The sequence below is a fragment of the Vibrio kanaloae genome (genome assembly GCF_024347535.1).
Classification (GTDB): domain Bacteria; phylum Pseudomonadota; class Gammaproteobacteria; order Enterobacterales; family Vibrionaceae; genus Vibrio; species Vibrio kanaloae.
Genome location: NZ_AP025497.1, coordinates 1,841,979 through 1,858,320, shown reverse-complemented (window position 1 = coordinate 1,858,320; position 16,342 = coordinate 1,841,979). Strand labels below are relative to the sequence as shown.

General features: G+C 43.4%; 10 protein-coding genes. 6 read left to right on the top strand and 4 right to left on the bottom strand.

Translation table 11 applies throughout. From position 1 onward, the window contains the following. The first annotated feature begins 70 nt into the window (after positions 1-70). Entirely contained in the window at positions 71-1,642 is a 1,572-nt protein-coding gene (locus OCV24_RS08445) for a BCCT family transporter (protein WP_017055160.1), read from the top strand. Positions 1,643-1,956: 314 nt separating this feature from the next. After that, positions 1,957-3,840, top strand: coding sequence for a methyl-accepting chemotaxis protein (locus OCV24_RS08440; protein ID WP_150877929.1), 1,884 nt, complete (start codon positions 1,957-1,959; stop codon positions 3,838-3,840). 323 nt (positions 3,841-4,163) lie between these two features. On the opposite strand, the gene cydC is transcribed toward OCV24_RS08440, so the two are convergent. The 3 genes from cydC to trxB form a co-directional block, all read right to left on the bottom strand. After that, a complete protein-coding gene (gene cydC / locus OCV24_RS08435) occupies positions 4,164-5,885 on the bottom strand; it encodes a heme ABC transporter ATP-binding protein/permease CydC (RefSeq protein ID WP_150877931.1) in 1,722 nt (573 codons plus the stop codon). After that, positions 5,878-7,662: a heme ABC transporter permease/ATP-binding protein CydD gene (gene cydD, locus OCV24_RS08430; protein ID WP_150877933.1), complete on the bottom strand. Its 1,785-nt coding sequence runs from the start codon at positions 7,660-7,662 to the stop codon at positions 5,878-5,880. Before cydD ends, cydC begins: the two co-directional genes overlap by 8 nt. 162 nt (positions 7,663-7,824) lie before the next feature. Continuing rightward, the gene (trxB, locus tag OCV24_RS08425; RefSeq protein ID WP_046222833.1) at positions 7,825-8,784 is read right to left on the bottom strand and encodes a thioredoxin-disulfide reductase; all 960 of its coding nucleotides are present in this window, start codon (positions 8,782-8,784) and stop codon (positions 7,825-7,827) included. Between the two features lie 527 nt (positions 8,785-9,311). Here trxB and OCV24_RS08420 point away from each other — a divergent pair. The 3 genes from OCV24_RS08420 (at position 9,312) to OCV24_RS08410 (ending at position 13,635) form a co-directional block, all read left to right on the top strand. Beyond that, positions 9,312-10,979 (top strand): GGDEF domain-containing protein, encoded by a 1,668-nt coding sequence (locus OCV24_RS08420; RefSeq protein ID WP_046222845.1) that lies wholly within the window; start codon positions 9,312-9,314, stop codon positions 10,977-10,979. A 777-nt stretch (positions 10,980-11,756) separates the two neighbouring features. Then, the gene (locus OCV24_RS08415) at positions 11,757-12,416 is read left to right on the top strand and encodes a 2OG-Fe dioxygenase family protein (protein ID WP_167514249.1); all 660 of its coding nucleotides are present in this window, start codon (positions 11,757-11,759) and stop codon (positions 12,414-12,416) included. Continuing rightward, on the top strand, positions 12,400-13,635 hold the full coding sequence (locus OCV24_RS08410; RefSeq protein ID WP_017055168.1) for a cysteine desulfurase-like protein: 1,236 nt from the start codon (positions 12,400-12,402) through the stop codon (positions 13,633-13,635). Before OCV24_RS08415 ends, OCV24_RS08410 begins: the two co-directional genes overlap by 17 nt. Before the next feature lie 213 nt (positions 13,636-13,848). Here the strand turns inward: OCV24_RS08410 and OCV24_RS08405 are convergent, their stop codons facing one another. Then, positions 13,849-14,673, bottom strand: coding sequence for a DUF2797 domain-containing protein (locus OCV24_RS08405; protein ID WP_146442017.1), 825 nt, complete (start codon positions 14,671-14,673; stop codon positions 13,849-13,851). A 310-nt stretch (positions 14,674-14,983) separates the two neighbouring features. Between OCV24_RS08405 and OCV24_RS08400 the strand changes: the two genes are divergently transcribed. Beyond that, the gene (locus tag OCV24_RS08400) at positions 14,984-16,279 is read left to right on the top strand and encodes a GGDEF domain-containing protein (RefSeq protein ID WP_046222836.1); all 1,296 of its coding nucleotides are present in this window, start codon (positions 14,984-14,986) and stop codon (positions 16,277-16,279) included. Positions 16,280-16,342 lie beyond the last annotated feature (63 nt).

The following is a 16,342-nucleotide window of genomic DNA, read 5'->3' as shown; positions in this document are numbered from 1 at the left end:
GTATGTTCGAGTTTATGATTAAGTCACAGGTAAATTAAAGGATATTAGTAATATTCTGTAGAGAGGGATAATGACTAAAGGTATAGATAAATACAGTATTGACAGTACGGATTACACTGTCGGTCAAGATAACGTCCAAAAGTGGGGGTTTGATGTTCACAACCCTGTGTTTGGTATTAGTGCAGGACTTATTGCTCTTTTTCTGATTGCTATTTTACTGACAGATACTGCATCAGCAAAAGCCGCTCTAGATGGTGTGAAAGGCCAAATCATCAATTCATTTGATTGGTTGTTCATTTGGTCGGGCAATATTTTTGTTATTTTCTGCTTGGGCTTGATAGTTTCTCCGTTTGGTAAAATCCGTCTTGGTGGTGTTGATGCAACCGCTGACTATTCATTTATGTCTTGGCTCTCCATGCTATTCGCTGCAGGTATGGGTATCGGCTTAATGTTTTGGAGCGTGGCAGAGCCTGCTGCGTACTTCACTGGTTGGTATGAAACGCCGCTTGGTGTTGAAGCTAACACACCTGAAGCTGCTCGATTGGCACTTGGTGCAACCATGTATCACTGGGGTCTACATCCTTGGGCGATCTATGGTGTAGTGGCACTTTCACTTGCTTTCTTCTCTTATAACAAAGGGTTGCCTCTTTCTATTCGTTCTATCTTTTACCCAATTTTAGGTGATAGAGCTTGGGGTTGGGCTGGTCACATTGTTGATATTCTTGCGGTTCTGGCGACACTCTTTGGTTTGGCTACATCGCTAGGCTTAGGTGCTCAACAAGCGGCAAGTGGTATTCAACATGTATTTGGAGTTGAAGCTGGTCTAGGGCTACAAGTTATTGTTATTACGGTAGTAACTTTACTTGCCGTGGTTTCTGTAGTCCGTGGTATTGATGGCGGTGTTAAAGTTATCAGTAATATCAACATGTTAGTTGCTTTTATGCTACTAGTTCTGGTTGCGCTGATTGGTTATGCCGTTACTTTTGCTTCAATACCAACTACATTGATGGCTTACATCGAAAACATTATTCCGTTGAGTAATCCTCACGGCCGTGAAGATGAAGCGTGGCTGCACGGTTGGACTGTGTTCTACTGGGCTTGGTGGATTTCGTGGTCTCCATTCGTCGGTATGTTTATCGCACGTGTTTCTAAAGGTCGAACTGTTCGTGAATTCATTACAGCTGTACTGATTGTTCCTACCACTGTGACTATCATTTGGATGTCAGTGTTTGGCGGGATGGCGATTGATCAAATCGTAAATAATATTGGCATACTTGGCCAAGATGGTCTGACAGATGTATCACTAGCAATGTTCCAAATGTTTGATGCTCTGCCGTTTGGTACGCTGCTATCAATCATTGCGATTGTATTAGTTCTTGTGTTCTTCATTACATCATCCGATTCTGGCTCTTTAGTTATCGATAGCATCACCTCTGGTGGTAAGGTTGATACTCCAGTTCCTCAACGTATCTTCTGGGCTTTCCTCGAAGGTGCTATTGCGGTAGCTTTACTGTGGGTTGGTGGTACTGAAGCAGTACAAGCTCTGCAAGCGGGTGCAATATCAACTGCATTACCGTTCACTATCATTCTATTGCTGATGTGTGTGAGTTTGCTAATGGGTATGCGTACTGAAAAGCGCTAACTCCTAAGATTCACAGTGATACATGGTTTTGTATCATCGTTGAACATTAGATAATACGAAAAGCAGGAAAGGGAACTTTCCTGCTTTTTTTGTGGCTGTTTACCACCTAATAACAAATCTCCTTCCCCCCATACTTTCTAAATAACCATGCTTAAAGTGCCGCCTTTATTTTGGCAAAATGCCAAGGAATTGACACAATTTAAGTTTATGGTTTATCTAAATTATATAACGATATTAAATTGTGAAATCGCTCGAATTTAATACTGATATTGGGTAATATGCGCAGGATTTCCCACCACTCGTGAAAACTTATAATGAAAATAACACTTAAACAGAAGCTTATAGGCGCTAGCCTATCTGCTGTTGCCGTTATGGCAACAGCATTGACTTGGCTATCAGCAAATCAATTATTTGAACAGACTCATAATGGCGTATATCTACGAGCAGAAAGCGTATCAGAAGCAGCATCTGAAGGTATTAAAAACTGGATAACTATTCGTAAGGATATCGCTTCGGCATTTAATGAGTTTTCACAAGAAAGAGATGTTGTCCCTTTCCTTAAGCAAGCTCGTATCGCGGGTGGCTTTGACGATATTTTTTTAGGTACTCCAGAAGGCGGAATGTACCGTTCACATCCTGATCGTAACCGTGCAGATTACGACCCTCGTCAACGCCCTTGGTACCAAGAAGCAAACGCGGCTGGCAAACAAATCATAACTACTGCTTACCAAGATGCGATCACGAAAGCGCTTTTAGTAACGATTGCAGAGCCTGTCCGTCACAACGGCAAGCTTGTTGGTGTAGTCGGCGCAGACGTACTGATCGACCAATTGGTTAACGACGTAATCAGCTTGGATGTGGGTGACAACGCATACGCAATGCTAATTGATGCCTCTGACGGCACGTTCCTAGCACATCCAGATTCAGCGTTAAGCTTGAAGCCTGTGAGCCAACTTTCAAGCGATATCTCGATGTCTATCATTGAGAATGCTGTGCGTACTGGCAGCATAGAGAGCTTTACACAGCGCGGTGCTGAGAAGCTTCTTTATTTCACGAAGGTTCCTAACACTAACTGGATCTTTGCGGTTCAGATGGACAAAGCAACAGAAGAAGCGAACCACTCAACACTACTTACTCAGTTGATCACAACGGCTGTTGTGATCACATTAATTGTGATCGTACTGGTTTCTTGGTTAGTTAGTTTCCTCTTCCGCGACCTAAATCGTGTTTCTGCTGCGCTAGAAGAAATTGCATCAGGTGAAGGTGACCTTACTCAACGACTTGAGCCTAAGAGTGATGATGAGATTGGTAAGCTTGCTGAAAACTTTAACCGCTTTGTGGGCAACATGCACACTATGGTTGTTAAGCTAAGCGAAGTGTCTGCTGCATTGGGTAACCAAGCACGTCAAACGGCTTCTCAAGCTGAAGAGCGTAGCTCTCGTATCCAAATGCAACAAGACGAAATCAATATGGTCGCAACAGCTGTTAACGAAATGGCTGCTGCAACACAAGAGATCGCGGGTAACGCCGACCACACCGCTCAGAACTCATCTGAAGCCGTTGGCGCGTGTGAACACGGTACTGGTCAAGTGACACAGACTCAAAGCTCAATCCAAAACCTTGCTCAAGAAGTTCAAATCGCAACTAACGTAATTCTAGAACTAGAAGAGCACGGTAATAGCATCAACACTATCTTGTCTAACATTCAAGGCATCGCTGAGCAAACTAACTTACTTGCACTTAATGCTGCTATTGAAGCTGCACGTGCAGGTGAGCAGGGTCGAGGCTTCGCAGTTGTAGCGGATGAAGTTCGAGTGTTGAGTCAACGTACACATGGTTCAACGCAAGAGATTCAACAGACTATTGAACTGCTTCAAGGCACAACAGGCAAAGCGGTTAACATCATGAATGATAGTCGTACTCTTGCTGAAACCAGTGTCGATGACGCGAACTCAGCAGCTGCAAGCCTAACGCAAATTCATGCAGCCGTTGAACGTATCAGTGATATGGCGACACAGATTGCTTCAGCTGCAGAAGAGCAAGCTTCAGTAACATCTGAGATTACTCGCAATACCGAAGGAATTCGTGACGTATCTAATGAACTAGCAGACGAAGCGCACCAAGCCGCCGAACAAGCTGCTCAGCTTTCTGAGCTGTCTCATGAACTAGAAAGCGAAATCAGCCGCTTCAAGCTTTAAGTGAATAACTAAAAAGTAGAAGAAAGTAACGTTTAGTCGTTAATACGCTACAACGAAATTGAAAGCCGAATGTGATTATCATATTCGGCTTTTTTGCATTTGCGCATGAGAGAGTTATACCAATCAGAGTAACTCAGCGCTCATAAATAGCGCGTTATCAACTTGCAGTTCTGGTAACGTCGATTTGACATTGGCACTACCATTAGTCTCCTGTGTGCGTTACCGGCTTGGTGTGCATAGAGGAACTGATAGTTCGAGGGAGCGGATAAAAAGCCCGAGCATAAACTCGGGCCTTGAATGGTTTTTTATAACTTATGAAGAAGCTAGATTGCTTGGCGAAGCTGGAAATAACGTCCTTCTTCGTTTAACAGCTTCTCGTGAGAGCCATTTTCTACAATCTCGCCTTGTTCAATCAGAACGATAGAATCCATCGACTCTAGACCAATCAAGCGGTGCGTGATGAATATAACCGTTTTACCTTCAAAGTGCTTTTCGAACATTGTCATAATACTTTGCTCTGTTTGCTTGTCTAAGCCTTCTGTTGGCTCATCGAGAAGCAGGATAGGGGCATCATGAAGAATCGCACGTGCGATACCAATACGGCGCTTCTCACCACCAGAAAGTTGACGACCACCGTCACCTAACCAACTATCAAGTGCATTATTCTCAAGCAGCTTTTCTAGGCCAACGTCTTTTAGGATATTCGCTAAGTGATCATCGGTTGCTTCTGGTCTTGCAATCAACAAGTTGTCACGGAGAGTACCATTCAAGATGTCTACTCGTTGGCTGACCACGCTGATTGATTCACGAAGTTGTGATTCATTCCAGTGTGTCAGTTCAATGCCCGCAATTGAGATGTAACCCTTTTTAGGATCCCAGTAGCGTGTCAGAAGTTGAATTAGAGTTGATTTACCAGAACCAGTTTGACCAACAATCGCAACCTTATTCGTTGCCGGAATCGTTAGATCAACTGCGTTTAGAACACTGCGCTTAGAATCAGGGTAGTTGAACGTCACGTTTGAGAACGTAATATCAAGCGGCTTGTTGATGTCGAACTTCTCTTCCGCGAACTGAACTTCAGGCTCAGACAGAATTACTTCGTTCAAGCGACGAGCAGAAGACAGAGTTTGACCTAAATGCTGGAATGCACCTGCAATAGGCATCAGCAGTTCAAAACTTGCCATAGTTGCGAATGCCATTAGCGCGATGAACGGGTCTGGTGCATTACCACCCACGCCGTCAGCAGCAAGCCAAAGCATAAGAACCAGAGTCAAACCGTTGAACAGCATCAGTGCAGCTGATGCCATGCCGGTTAAGTTGGCATTGACAAACTGATTCGTCATCAGCTTCTGTTGTGTATCTAGAATGGCGTTGCGGTAACGCTCTTCAGCACCAAACAGAGTTAGCTCGCTGCAGCCTTCAACCCAATCTAGTGTCGTAACACGCAGATCCGCTTTGTTTTGTGTCAGTTCACCGCCGTTACGTTTCCCCAGCTTGTAGAACAAGACCGGCCAAACCAGAAGCATGATGAGAAGGATTGAACCTAAAATTAAACCAAGCGAAGTATCGAACCACATCAGGAATAGAGTTAGGAAGAAAATTCCGAACACACCAACCGTCACTGGACTTACTAAACGCAGATACACGTGGTCCATTGCGTCGACATCAGCAACCAAACGGTTAAGTAGGTCAGCGTCACGAAGGTTTGAAATACGACCCGGGATCAGCGGTGCCAGTTTCTTGAAGAAGAAGATACGCAGATCTGTCAGTAGCTTGAATGTCGCATTGTGGCTCACAACACGTTCGCCCCAACGCCCCGCCGTTCGGCCCATGGCTAAACCACGTACACCGCCACCCGGCAGCATGTAGTTGAAGGTTTCACGCGCAATCGTAAGGCCAGCAACCGCAGAAGCTGAAATAAACCAACCCGATAGCGTTAACAAGCCGATAGAAGCGGACAGAGTAGCAAAAGCCAATAGCATGCCTAGCGATAGGCCAAACCAATGTTTTTTATAGAGTTTCAGGTAAGGCAGTAAATCACGCATCTAAATTACCCTTATTGTCTTGTTGAGCTAAGTTCGCGTTAAGCATCTCTTCGAATAAACCACCCGCAGTTGAAAGCTGAGAGTAATGACCTTGTTCAACCAGCCCACCATCGCGCATAACCAGAATATTATCGACCGATTGAAGAGGAGCAAGTTGGTGCGTTACAAGCAGGGCAGTGCGGCTTTCAATATTGCTATTGATGCCTTTCATTACCAATTGTTCGCTACGAGTATCTAAGCTGGCAGTAGGTTCATCGAGCAACCAGAACTGACCGTCTTGAATCATCGCACGAGCTAAAGCCAAACGCTGAGATTGACCAACAGACAGACCGCCCGAACGATCAGAAATCATGTAATCCAAGCCGTGTTCGTTTACGAATTCGTTAGCAAAAGATTGCTCGAGTGCATTCTCGACAACTTGGTCAGTAATATTTTGCTTACCAAGGGTGACGTTGTCACGAATTGTGCCGTGCAGTAGCAACGGGTTTTGACCAACCCAGCTAATCGTCTTACGCCAAGAGGCTAAGTCTAGGTCTCGCAATTCAATGCCATTGATTTTCAAGCTTCCTTCATAAGGCATGAAACCAAGTATGGCGTTGATCAAACTTGTTTTACCCGCACCGCTTGGGCCAACTAATGCAGTCGACTGGCGAGTATTAAGCGCAAACGAGATAGGGCCAACCAGTTGAAAACTTTCAGGGCTCAACACTTTCAAGTCTTGAGCTTCAATATTGATGCCTTGGGTTGGGTTTAGTTGAGTGTCACCTGATTTAACCTTAGTGATGTCTGTTTCTAGGAACTCGACAATACTTTCGGCTGCGCCAACCGCTTGTTGCTTCGCGTGGTAGAACGTACCTAAGTCACGCAGAGGTTGGTAAAACTCCGGTGCCAAGATAAGAATAAACAGACCCGCGAATAGAGTAATGCCAACGCCGTAATGACCAAAGTTCAGTTCACCGATGAAAGTGAAACCGAAGTAAACCGCCGTCATCGCAATCGAGATAGATGTGAAGAACTCAAGAACCGCAGAAGACAAGAAAGCGATCTTCAATACATCCATGGTACGAGTTCGGAACACTTCAGAAGCACCTTTCAATACTTCTGTTTCTGCGCTTGTACGATCAAACAGACGAATGGTTGTCATTGATTGCAAACGGTCGTAAAAGTGACCTGAAAGACGCTGAAGTGCTTTGAAGTTTTTACGGTTTGCATCTGCGGCTTTCATGCCGACAAGCGCCATAAACATCGGTACCAGTGGCGCGGTAATCAAGAAGATCAAGCCGGCAGCCCAGTTTATCGGGAACACGACTACAAGAATGATAAACGGAATCATCACCGACAAAGACATCTGAGGTAAGTAGCGAGAGAAGAAGTCTTGCATGTCTTCAACTTGCTCTAGCAATAGGGTTGCCCACGTACCCGCAGGTTTGCCTTTGATATAAGCAGGGCCTAACTCACGTAACTTATCAAGGATGAGTTGTCTGATGTAGACACGGATCTGTTCACCACAGCGATAACCTGCGATTTCACGTCCCCATGTACAGCCAGCACGGCCAACGACCGATAATGCCAAGCCTGCGAAATGACCAACCAGTTCAGATTTATCGACATTCTCGATGATCAGCTGGTGAAGAATAGAGGCGAGAAGAGCTGCTTGAGCAATTAAAAACACGCTTGAAAGTACGCCAAGGCTAATCGCAATCATAAGCCAGCGTTTTGCTAACTTACTTTGTTGCTTCAGCCACTTATTCAAGCTGCGTTGTTTTTTCTTATCCATTATGAAGGCTTAATGATAATTATTATTCGTTGAGGGCCAGTAGTATACAAAAGAAAGCCCAGTGGATATACCACTGGGCTCTAGGGATTTATAACAAATTGTGATGACGCCCTGCATCCACTGAGGCGAGGACTTCGATATTTAAATCTGTAATCTCAGATTTTATTTATCGTTCAGGCCGTCTAGGAAGCGTTCAGCATCCAGTGCAGCCATACAACCCGTACCGGCAGAAGTGATTGCTTGGCGGTAGTTGTGGTCCATTACATCACCTGCAGCGAACACGCCTGGGATGCTGGTTTGTGTTGCGTTACCTTCCAGACCAGACTGAACGATGATGTAGTCATCTTTCATGTCGACTTGGCCTTTGAAGATTTCAGTGTTCGGCTGGTGACCGATAGCGATGAACGCGCCCATTACTTCGATATCTTCTGTCTTGTCAGACTGAGTATCTTTAATGCGAACGCCAGTAACGCCCATATCGTCGCCCAGAACTTCTTCTAGCGTGCGGTTAGTGTGAAGAACAATGTTACCGTTCTCTACTTTGTCCATTAAACGCTTCACTAGAATCTTTTCAGCGCGGAACGTGTCACGACGGTGAACTAGGTGAACTTCAGACGCGATGTTAGATAGGTAAAGTGCTTCTTCAACCGCCGTGTTACCACCACCCACAACCGCTACTTTCTGGTTGCGGTAGAAAAAACCATCACACGTTGCACAAGCAGAAACGCCACGGCCTTTGAATGCTTCTTCAGAATCTAAACCTAGGTACTTAGCTGATGCGCCCGTTGAGATGATCAAAGCGTCACATGTGTACTCGCCAGAATCGCCTTTAAGGCGGAAAGGGCGGTTTGATAGGTCGACTTCGTTAATGTGGTCGAACAGGATCTCTGTTTCAAAGCGCTCTGCGTGCTCTTTCATGCGATCCATTAGTGCTGGACCCGTTAAACCTTCAGCATCACCCGGCCAGTTTTCCACTTCTGTTGTGGTGGTAAGCTGACCACCTTGCTGCATACCGGTAACAAGTACTGGGTTTAGGTTTGCACGAGCAGCGTAAACTGCAGCTGTATAGCCAGCAGGGCCAGAACCAAGAATCAATAAATTACAGTGCTTTACGTCGCTCATGAGGACTCCGAAATTGAATTTGTTTTTATTTATAATCGCTTAGGATTGTATGGAAAATATGGAGGCAATAAAAGGTTAAACAAGGGCTGAAGTGTAATTAATCGTTATAGGTTAGAACATAACCGAAATAAATGGCGGTCTTGTATTCCTGTGTTAGACCAAAAGTAATAAGTTAAGGAAGTACTCTTGCAAATAGCAATACTTGATTGCTCATTTTAAGAGCTTTCGTGAGAATAATGTTTCTAGAACAGATATTTCTTTTTGTATATGTCCTGATGGGTAGAAAACAAAAAGAGCTGAATATTATGTTTTTATCTTAAAAAATTTGTCTTAAAGGACACTGCATGAGTTCATCAAAATTAGGTCGCAGATAAGCGATCACAAGGCGCCTCTTTTGGTATGAACGATATGATAATGAATCGGTGTAATGTTGGTTAACACTTGAATTATTGAGCGTTTCTCGGTTGTTATTTTTTTGTATGTGTTATTATTGATATTTATATATCATGCGGAATTATTTTAACTATATGCAGATTCTCCTCCTTTTTATCAGTGTGTTTAGTGTGTGCCTAAATTTAGCCTTTGCTTCTCCGTTGCAAGTCAATGGGGAGCAATCTGTGTTAGCTGGTGAGGCTGTAAAATGGTATGAAGTGCCTCTATTATCTGCTCCGGTCGATTTTCCCATATTAAGAGAACATATCGAATCATCTTCAAGGATTGAAACGATATTTGGTGGTGAAGGGGCGTTTGGGCTGAGGCTTGATTTAGCCAACCCCGGAATTAAGTCGTTACACCAAATTGTTACGCTCCGTGTCAACTATTTGGACCAAGGTTGGGGTTACTGGCAATCAAAAAATGGTCAGGTTAGACGAATATTCGATTTTGGCCAATTAAGTGATAAGAGCATTCCGCATCTGCACAGGCAAAGCTTCCCACTAATATTGAATTCAGGAGAATCTGGAATACTTTGGCTTTACTTGGAAGCAAAAAAATTCCCAACGGCAATTAACTTAACTCTTCAACCTGAACATGCATTTCATATTCGTGTTTTCCGCAATAATACGCTCACTTTAGCTTCTATCACGGTTATGCTGACATTGGGAATTCTCGCTCTATTTTGTTATTTTCAAACTAAGCAGCCGGTTACACTGGCTTGTGCTGGCTATGTCGGGCTGCATGGTTTGGGCTGGTTTGCCGCTTCTGGCGCTTGGGGGTACTTACTACCAAGCCAAAGTTTGAACCCCGTTTATTTTGGGATGGTATTGTTTCCGTTTGCGGTTGCTTTTTCTAGCTATTACACAAGATTATTGTTTGGATTTCCGCAACACTTTATTCGTATTAATCTTATCTTTCATATCTTTAGTTGGCTGTGTGTCATTATTGGGTTTATTAATGTCTTTGCCCCGTTCCCTCTGACTTTTGTTATGTCTCATTTGATTGCAGCAATCTGGGTACCGACGATGATAGTGACTGGTATAGTAATGGCTTATCAACGAAACTTTGTCGCTAAGTATTATTTGGTCGGTGGACTTTTTTATGGCGCGGCCTTGATATATTACATTTTTGCGCATGTTACGCCATTGCCGACTCAGAGCTCGACAGAAGTGATAGTTGTTGTTGCATTGGCAATCGATTGCATCTGTATTTTATTGTCACTGACTGAATGGTTGCGGATTCAACAGCGTCAACATCAGAAAACGTATATCCAGTCTAGGGTGGATAGTTTGACTGGACTTGGAAACCGACTGGATTTTAATGATGCCAGTAAACAATTGGCACATAACTCTTATTGCATCGTCTTTATCGACTGTGATGGCCTTAAATCGATTAATGACACTTATGGTCATGATGAAGGGGATCGCTTTTTAGAATACACCAGCCGCATGATGCGAGAACAATTTACAGACCTTGGAATGGTTTATCGAGCTGGTGGCGATGAATTTATCTGGTTATTGAGAGTTGATAAAGATACACAAGGTGAGGCCCTTTATTCTCAGATCGAGCATAGGGTGGCTCAGGTCGAAGACCAAATTCGCAGTGCTGATTGGCCCCAATCTGGCCTCAGCTTTGGAAGCGCATTTAGTTTCGAATGTGCCAATTTTTCTGAGTGTTTGAGCTTAGCTGATCAGCGAATGTACCAGCAGAAGCGCTCGAAGAACGGTTTCAAAAATCGGTCCAGTGAAATTGAGATTTAGCTCATTGTACTATTTTTAAATGAATCGTTTTAAGTCTAGTTAACTTATTTTCGCTTTGACTTTTGGTGTAAATTTCACCAAAGATGGTTCTTTTAGCGATCAACCTTTCAAGCTTGCTTACCCTCCCATCTGGTTTGTATAGAACATCCCCACTCTTTATAGTCGCCAATTTTTAACGAATTCTAAGTTAGAATATAAAGGCAGACCGTCATATTCCAAATAAATGCATCATTTATAATTGTAGGCTTTGTTAGAAAGCACTCTATTTGAGGGCGGCCGAGTTCCCCCTAACTCGACCTGTCCAGACGCGCAAGAAAAGGCTTGTGAATTTTGGGTTACTCGCAAATTAACCAGCTTGATTTTGTTGGCTAAGTCATCAGTAGCTTGGCATCTGATAGGTAGGTCGTATTTTACTGTGCAAAAATATAGAAATGAATGATGGCGATAGTGAGGACTGAGCTTATGCAAGGAGACTGGCGTATTGAAGAAAAAGGGTTGATAGAGTGTGAAATTTATTAGGATAGTTAATAATATCGCTATATAAAAAATTTAAGGTGTTTTTAACTGGCTAGTGGAGTGTGCTAGTTTTAAGAGTTGGTCATCTTTTATTCTGGTGTTATACACTGCTTTTTATTTGGAATTTGGTTTTATCATCTTAATTATTAAATTTGACGGGATAAATGATTGTTTATTGTTGATTTGGCAAGATCTTCAAGTATCCTTTATGTAAATAAAACGTTAAATGCCGAATGTGGATTAACAATCATTAAGGAGTCGATGATGTTACATGCTCACGAAAATACCCTACATATTACCCATCTCAGTAACCACGCGGTTGAGGAGCTGTCACCTTCATTCTCTAAGCTTCCAAGTACGGAGCATGCAGATGGTCAGTTTCGATTGAGAAGGTACTCAGTGGTTCAATTCCGTAACGGACAGGTCGTTGAATTAAACAAACATAACTTTGTTCAGTCTGAAGATATTAACCATTTTCAAGGTGATGTTGTTCGCCAGTTTGAGCCGATTGAAGCGAAAATTATAAGCAGTGAAGGCATGCAAGAGATGTGTGAACTGTTTATTGAAACTAATGGGCTTGAAGACGGGCAAGAAATCGAAATTCATCAGATCCGTATTGCCGCTATCTTTGAAGAAACTCAGGTCGCTCCGGAAGGTGTTCACCAAGATGGTTTTGATCATATCGCCTTAATCGGTGTGAACCGACATAACATTGTGGGCGGTGAAATCATGCTGTATCAAGACTCACATGAAGCGCCATTCTTTAGAAAAGTATTAGGCGATGGTGAAGTGGCAATGCTGGCTGACAGTAAGCTTTGGCATAATGCACAACCAATTCGTACCATAGACCACGATGAGATGGGCTATATGGATGTGTTTGTTCTTACGGCTAAGGATGCGCGCAATGTCCTTCACTCTTAACGATGTGCGCCAGCAGTTTAGCGCGCTAGGCCAATACCATAACGGTAAGCCTGTGACCTTTTTTGATGGGCCGGGGGGCTCTCAGGTTCCTGAAAATGTCTTAGCATCAATGACGGAATATCTTGGGCACTTTAATTCAAACCTAGGCGGTCACTATTTTTCGAGCCAAAAGACGACAGGCTTAATGCAGCAAGCGAGAGAAGCGGTACAAGCGCTACTCAACACTGAATCTTCAGGCAATGTTGTGTTCGGCGCGAACATGACATCTCTGACCTTCCAACTTAGTCGAGCGATCAGCCGCGATTGGCAAGAAGGCGATGAAGTTATCGTCACGGCGTTAGACCATTATTCTAATGTATCGAGCTGGCAGCAAGCTGCAGACGACAAAGGCGCTATTGTTCGCCAAGTTCGTGTGGATGAGTCAGATTGCAGTTTGGATATGGCGCACTTTGAGTCGCTGCTGAATGAGAAAACCAAGCTTGTCGCGGTGACGTTTGCTTCGAACACGACGGGCTCGATTGTCGACATGGCGAAAGTTATCGAACTTGCACATCAGCATGGTGCGCAGGTTTATGTCGATGCCGTGCATTACGCTCCACATCATTTGATCGATGTTCAGCAGCTGAATTGTGATTTCTTGGCATGTTCAGCTTATAAATTCTTCGGCCCGCATGTTGGCATTGCTTATATTTCACCTCAATGGCTACATACTTTAAAGCCTTACAAGGTAGAGCCAGCGACAAACATTGGCCCAGGCCGTTTTGAAACAGGTACGCAAAGCTTTGAAGGCCTTGCGGGTGTGATTGCGGCGGTGGATTACTTGGCGCAGTTAGGTGATCCAGCCGATTCATTACGTTCTCGTTTAGAGCAAAGTTATGCGCTGTATAGTAAGCATGAAAGCAAGCTTAGTGAGTACTTCCTAAAACGTTTGTCCGATCTGGAAGGGGCAAAACTCTATGGTAAGACAGAGTTTGATTCGAATCTAAGAACCCCAACGTTCGCAATCACCTTTGATAACCACTCTCCAGAGTTTATCGCTAAGAAGCTGGGTGAGCATAATATCTGTGTGTGGAATGGACACTTCTATGCGCTAGGTTTGGTGAAGCAGTTGGGTATCGAAGAGCAGGGCGTGGTACGTATTGGTTGTATGCATTACAACTCGATTGAAGAGATCGACTTGCTGTTCAATGTGCTTGAAGGGATCTTGCGAAGTAACTAGCAAGAAGTAACTAATACCTTGGCCGTTATCGAATTAGAAAAGAGCATACTTGCCTCAATAGTATTGAGTAGGGAGTATGCTCTTTTTATTTCATTGAGCTTATTGATTTAACAATAGCCACACCGACTGTGCATGTACTGGTTGTGAGTTGTTCAACACTTAATTTACTGAGAGCTAAAGTTAAGAAAGACTTCGTCTCGTGTTAGCAAATGATTAAGCTGATACTTCCACTTCGTAAGAGCCAAATTTACGGATGTTAATCACGCCCGTATCTAGGATTAGGTATTGGCCTTTAATGCCTTGAAGTACACCTGTCACCTCAGGATTCTTATCAAAGTTATGCGACACAATCTTCACTGGGTGCTGCTCAACTGGGTAGCTCAGTGAAGTGATGTTTTCGCTCAGAATCTCGATAGCATCGTCACCAAACTTAGCTTTGATCTCTTGGATTGTATCCTCAACTAATGGCAAGAGTTGTTTGGCTTTTTCTAGCAACTCCATATCGTCACCGTCGCCTTTTAGCAATGTGCGCCAGTTGGTTTTGTCAGCAATGTGCTTTGCTAACTCAACTTCGATCAGGCCAGAAATCTGACGTGTTTTCACTTTCAAGATTGGTAAGCCTTGAGTGGCACCTTGATCGATCCAGCGAGTGGGGATCTGAGTATGACGAGTGATACCAACCTTAAGGCTTGAAGTGTTCGAAAGATAGACGAAGTGATCAACCATGCAGTTTGCTTCGCCCCATTCAGGTTCACGGCACGTTCCTTGATCATAGTGGCACGTCTCTGGTTTCATAATACACATATCACAGCTAGCGAGCTTTTTCATGCAGACGAAGCAGTGGCCTTGAGAATAGCTTTTTTTGGTTTTCTTACCACACGAACAGCAAAAAATATTACCCGTGTGAGTGAGATTAATGGTTTTACCAATCAGAGGGTTTAGCTCCACAAACTCTTCACCGACAGGTAGACGGTAGGTCACCGCACCATCGAGCGAAGCACTCATCTTCTTGAGTGTTCCTTTTGCTAATAAAGACATGACATTACTCGTTGTATTTTGATTATTATTTCGTCGACTCGGACGCTCTGTAAGCAGGCGCCACGGTTAACGATGATTATGCGCTGAGTATAACAAATAGAGTCCGTTTTTATACGTAAGATTATTTGATTATCATGGTGGGTAACTGATAAAAAATTCCATTTATAAATTATAGTATGACATTTTGTTCACGCGTGATATAACGTTTGTAGATGAACTATTAGTTATAAATTGTCGCAAAATTAATGGTCTTCTGAATTCTTATACCATTAGTTTTATATTTTAGAAGCAGTAAGCCGGAAACTTAGAAGTGAAGTGGATCCATAAAATAGTCATCTTTTTAGTTATTGCGACACTTGCGATTATGCAATATTACCGAGTGAACGGAAATCGTTTAATCACTTCTATTACCCCTGAAAAATACGAATTTATCGCGACCAGTGATCAAATCCACATGGGCGTTAGTACCTCTAAAATCTCATTTGAAGACAAGCAATACATCCTCGATTGTGAACTGAAGGTGTCGGAGTACCCTTGGCCATATTGCGGCCTATCGATTCGTATCAATCCAGACATCACCGTTGGCCTTGATCTTTCCCAGTACCATACCTTTAGAGTGAATATTGATTATCATACAGACGAAGGTTCTAGTGCTCGTTTAAGAACGTATTTGAGAAATTATAATCCGGCTTACTCTGTTCCTGATGACGAGTACACGCATAAGTACAACGGAATGGAATTTTCGCCTGGCGTGGATGGTGGAGTTATTGAAATTCCCATCAACAACCTACAAGTCATGACATGGTGGCTTTCCGATAACAATATTGATCTTGAGCATTCCTTACCAGAGTATTCGAACGTTAACATGGTTGAGTTTGCGACGGGTTCTGGAGCGAAAATCGGCCATCATCGAATCGTGATACGCAGCATTGAATTTGAAGGTTCGTCTATTTCAACAGAGAGCCTATTTATGATTCTGCTGTTTATTTGGGTTTGTACTGGTACGGCATTTTTAGTTTCAGAACTGCATCGTTCAAGAAAGCGTATGTTGATAGTGGAGAAAAGACACCTTCATCTTAAAAGTCTTAACCAAGCGCTTCGAGATCAGAATTTAGAGTTTTCAGAATTAGCTCATCGTGATGAATTGACTGGGACCTTAAATCGGCATGCCGTTCGTGAGTGGCTGAAAATGCAGTCTCAACACGTTAAGCGAGGCCACGGAAAGTTGAGTATCTTGTACCTCGATCTGGACTACTTTAAGAGTGTGAATGATAAATACGGACATCAAATGGGGGATCATGTTTTACGAGAGTTCGGAATGGTGGTCGGCAGTTCGATATGTGACACTGATAAGCTAGTGAGGTGGGGCGGTGAGGAATTCATCGTTTTCTGTCCTGATACTGATGCTGATGAAGCACAGAGGAAGGCTGAGAAAGTCCGATTTTTGGTTAGTCAGCATCTTTGGGTGCATGGTGATCCTCTGACTTGCAGTATTGGCGTTGCGGAAATGAAGCAAGAAAAGGGGTCGGAGACGATTGCTCGTGCAGATGAGGCTTTGTATCAAGCGAAACATTCGGGGCGAAATCAGGTGATCTTGAGTCACTAATCTGAAAATTGTTTTAGTTAGTTTATAAGCCACACGTACATATGTAACGTGTGGCATTTTTTA

What these genes read in the sequence shown, in the direction of transcription:
- OCV24_RS08445 (WP_017055160.1), top strand. Translation starts at nt 71, where the DNA reads ATGACTAAAGGTATAGATAAATACAGTATTGACAGTACGGATTACACT.
- OCV24_RS08440 (WP_150877929.1), top strand. Translation starts at nt 1,957, where the DNA reads ATGAAAATAACACTTAAACAGAAGCTTATAGGCGCTAGCCTATCTGCT.
- cydC (WP_150877931.1), bottom strand. Translation starts at nt 5,885, where the DNA reads ATGCGTGATTTACTGCCTTACCTGAAACTCTATAAAAAACATTGGTTT.
- cydD (WP_150877933.1), bottom strand. Translation starts at nt 7,662, where the DNA reads ATGGATAAGAAAAAACAACGCAGCTTGAATAAGTGGCTGAAGCAACAA.
- trxB (WP_046222833.1), bottom strand. Translation starts at nt 8,784, where the DNA reads ATGAGCGACGTAAAGCACTGTAATTTATTGATTCTTGGTTCTGGCCCT.
- OCV24_RS08420 (WP_046222845.1), top strand. Translation starts at nt 9,312, where the DNA reads ATGCAGATTCTCCTCCTTTTTATCAGTGTGTTTAGTGTGTGCCTAAAT.
- OCV24_RS08415 (WP_167514249.1), top strand. Translation starts at nt 11,757, where the DNA reads ATGATGTTACATGCTCACGAAAATACCCTACATATTACCCATCTCAGT.
- OCV24_RS08410 (WP_017055168.1), top strand. Translation starts at nt 12,400, where the DNA reads ATGTCCTTCACTCTTAACGATGTGCGCCAGCAGTTTAGCGCGCTAGGC.
- OCV24_RS08405 (WP_146442017.1), bottom strand. Translation starts at nt 14,673, where the DNA reads ATGTCTTTATTAGCAAAAGGAACACTCAAGAAGATGAGTGCTTCGCTC.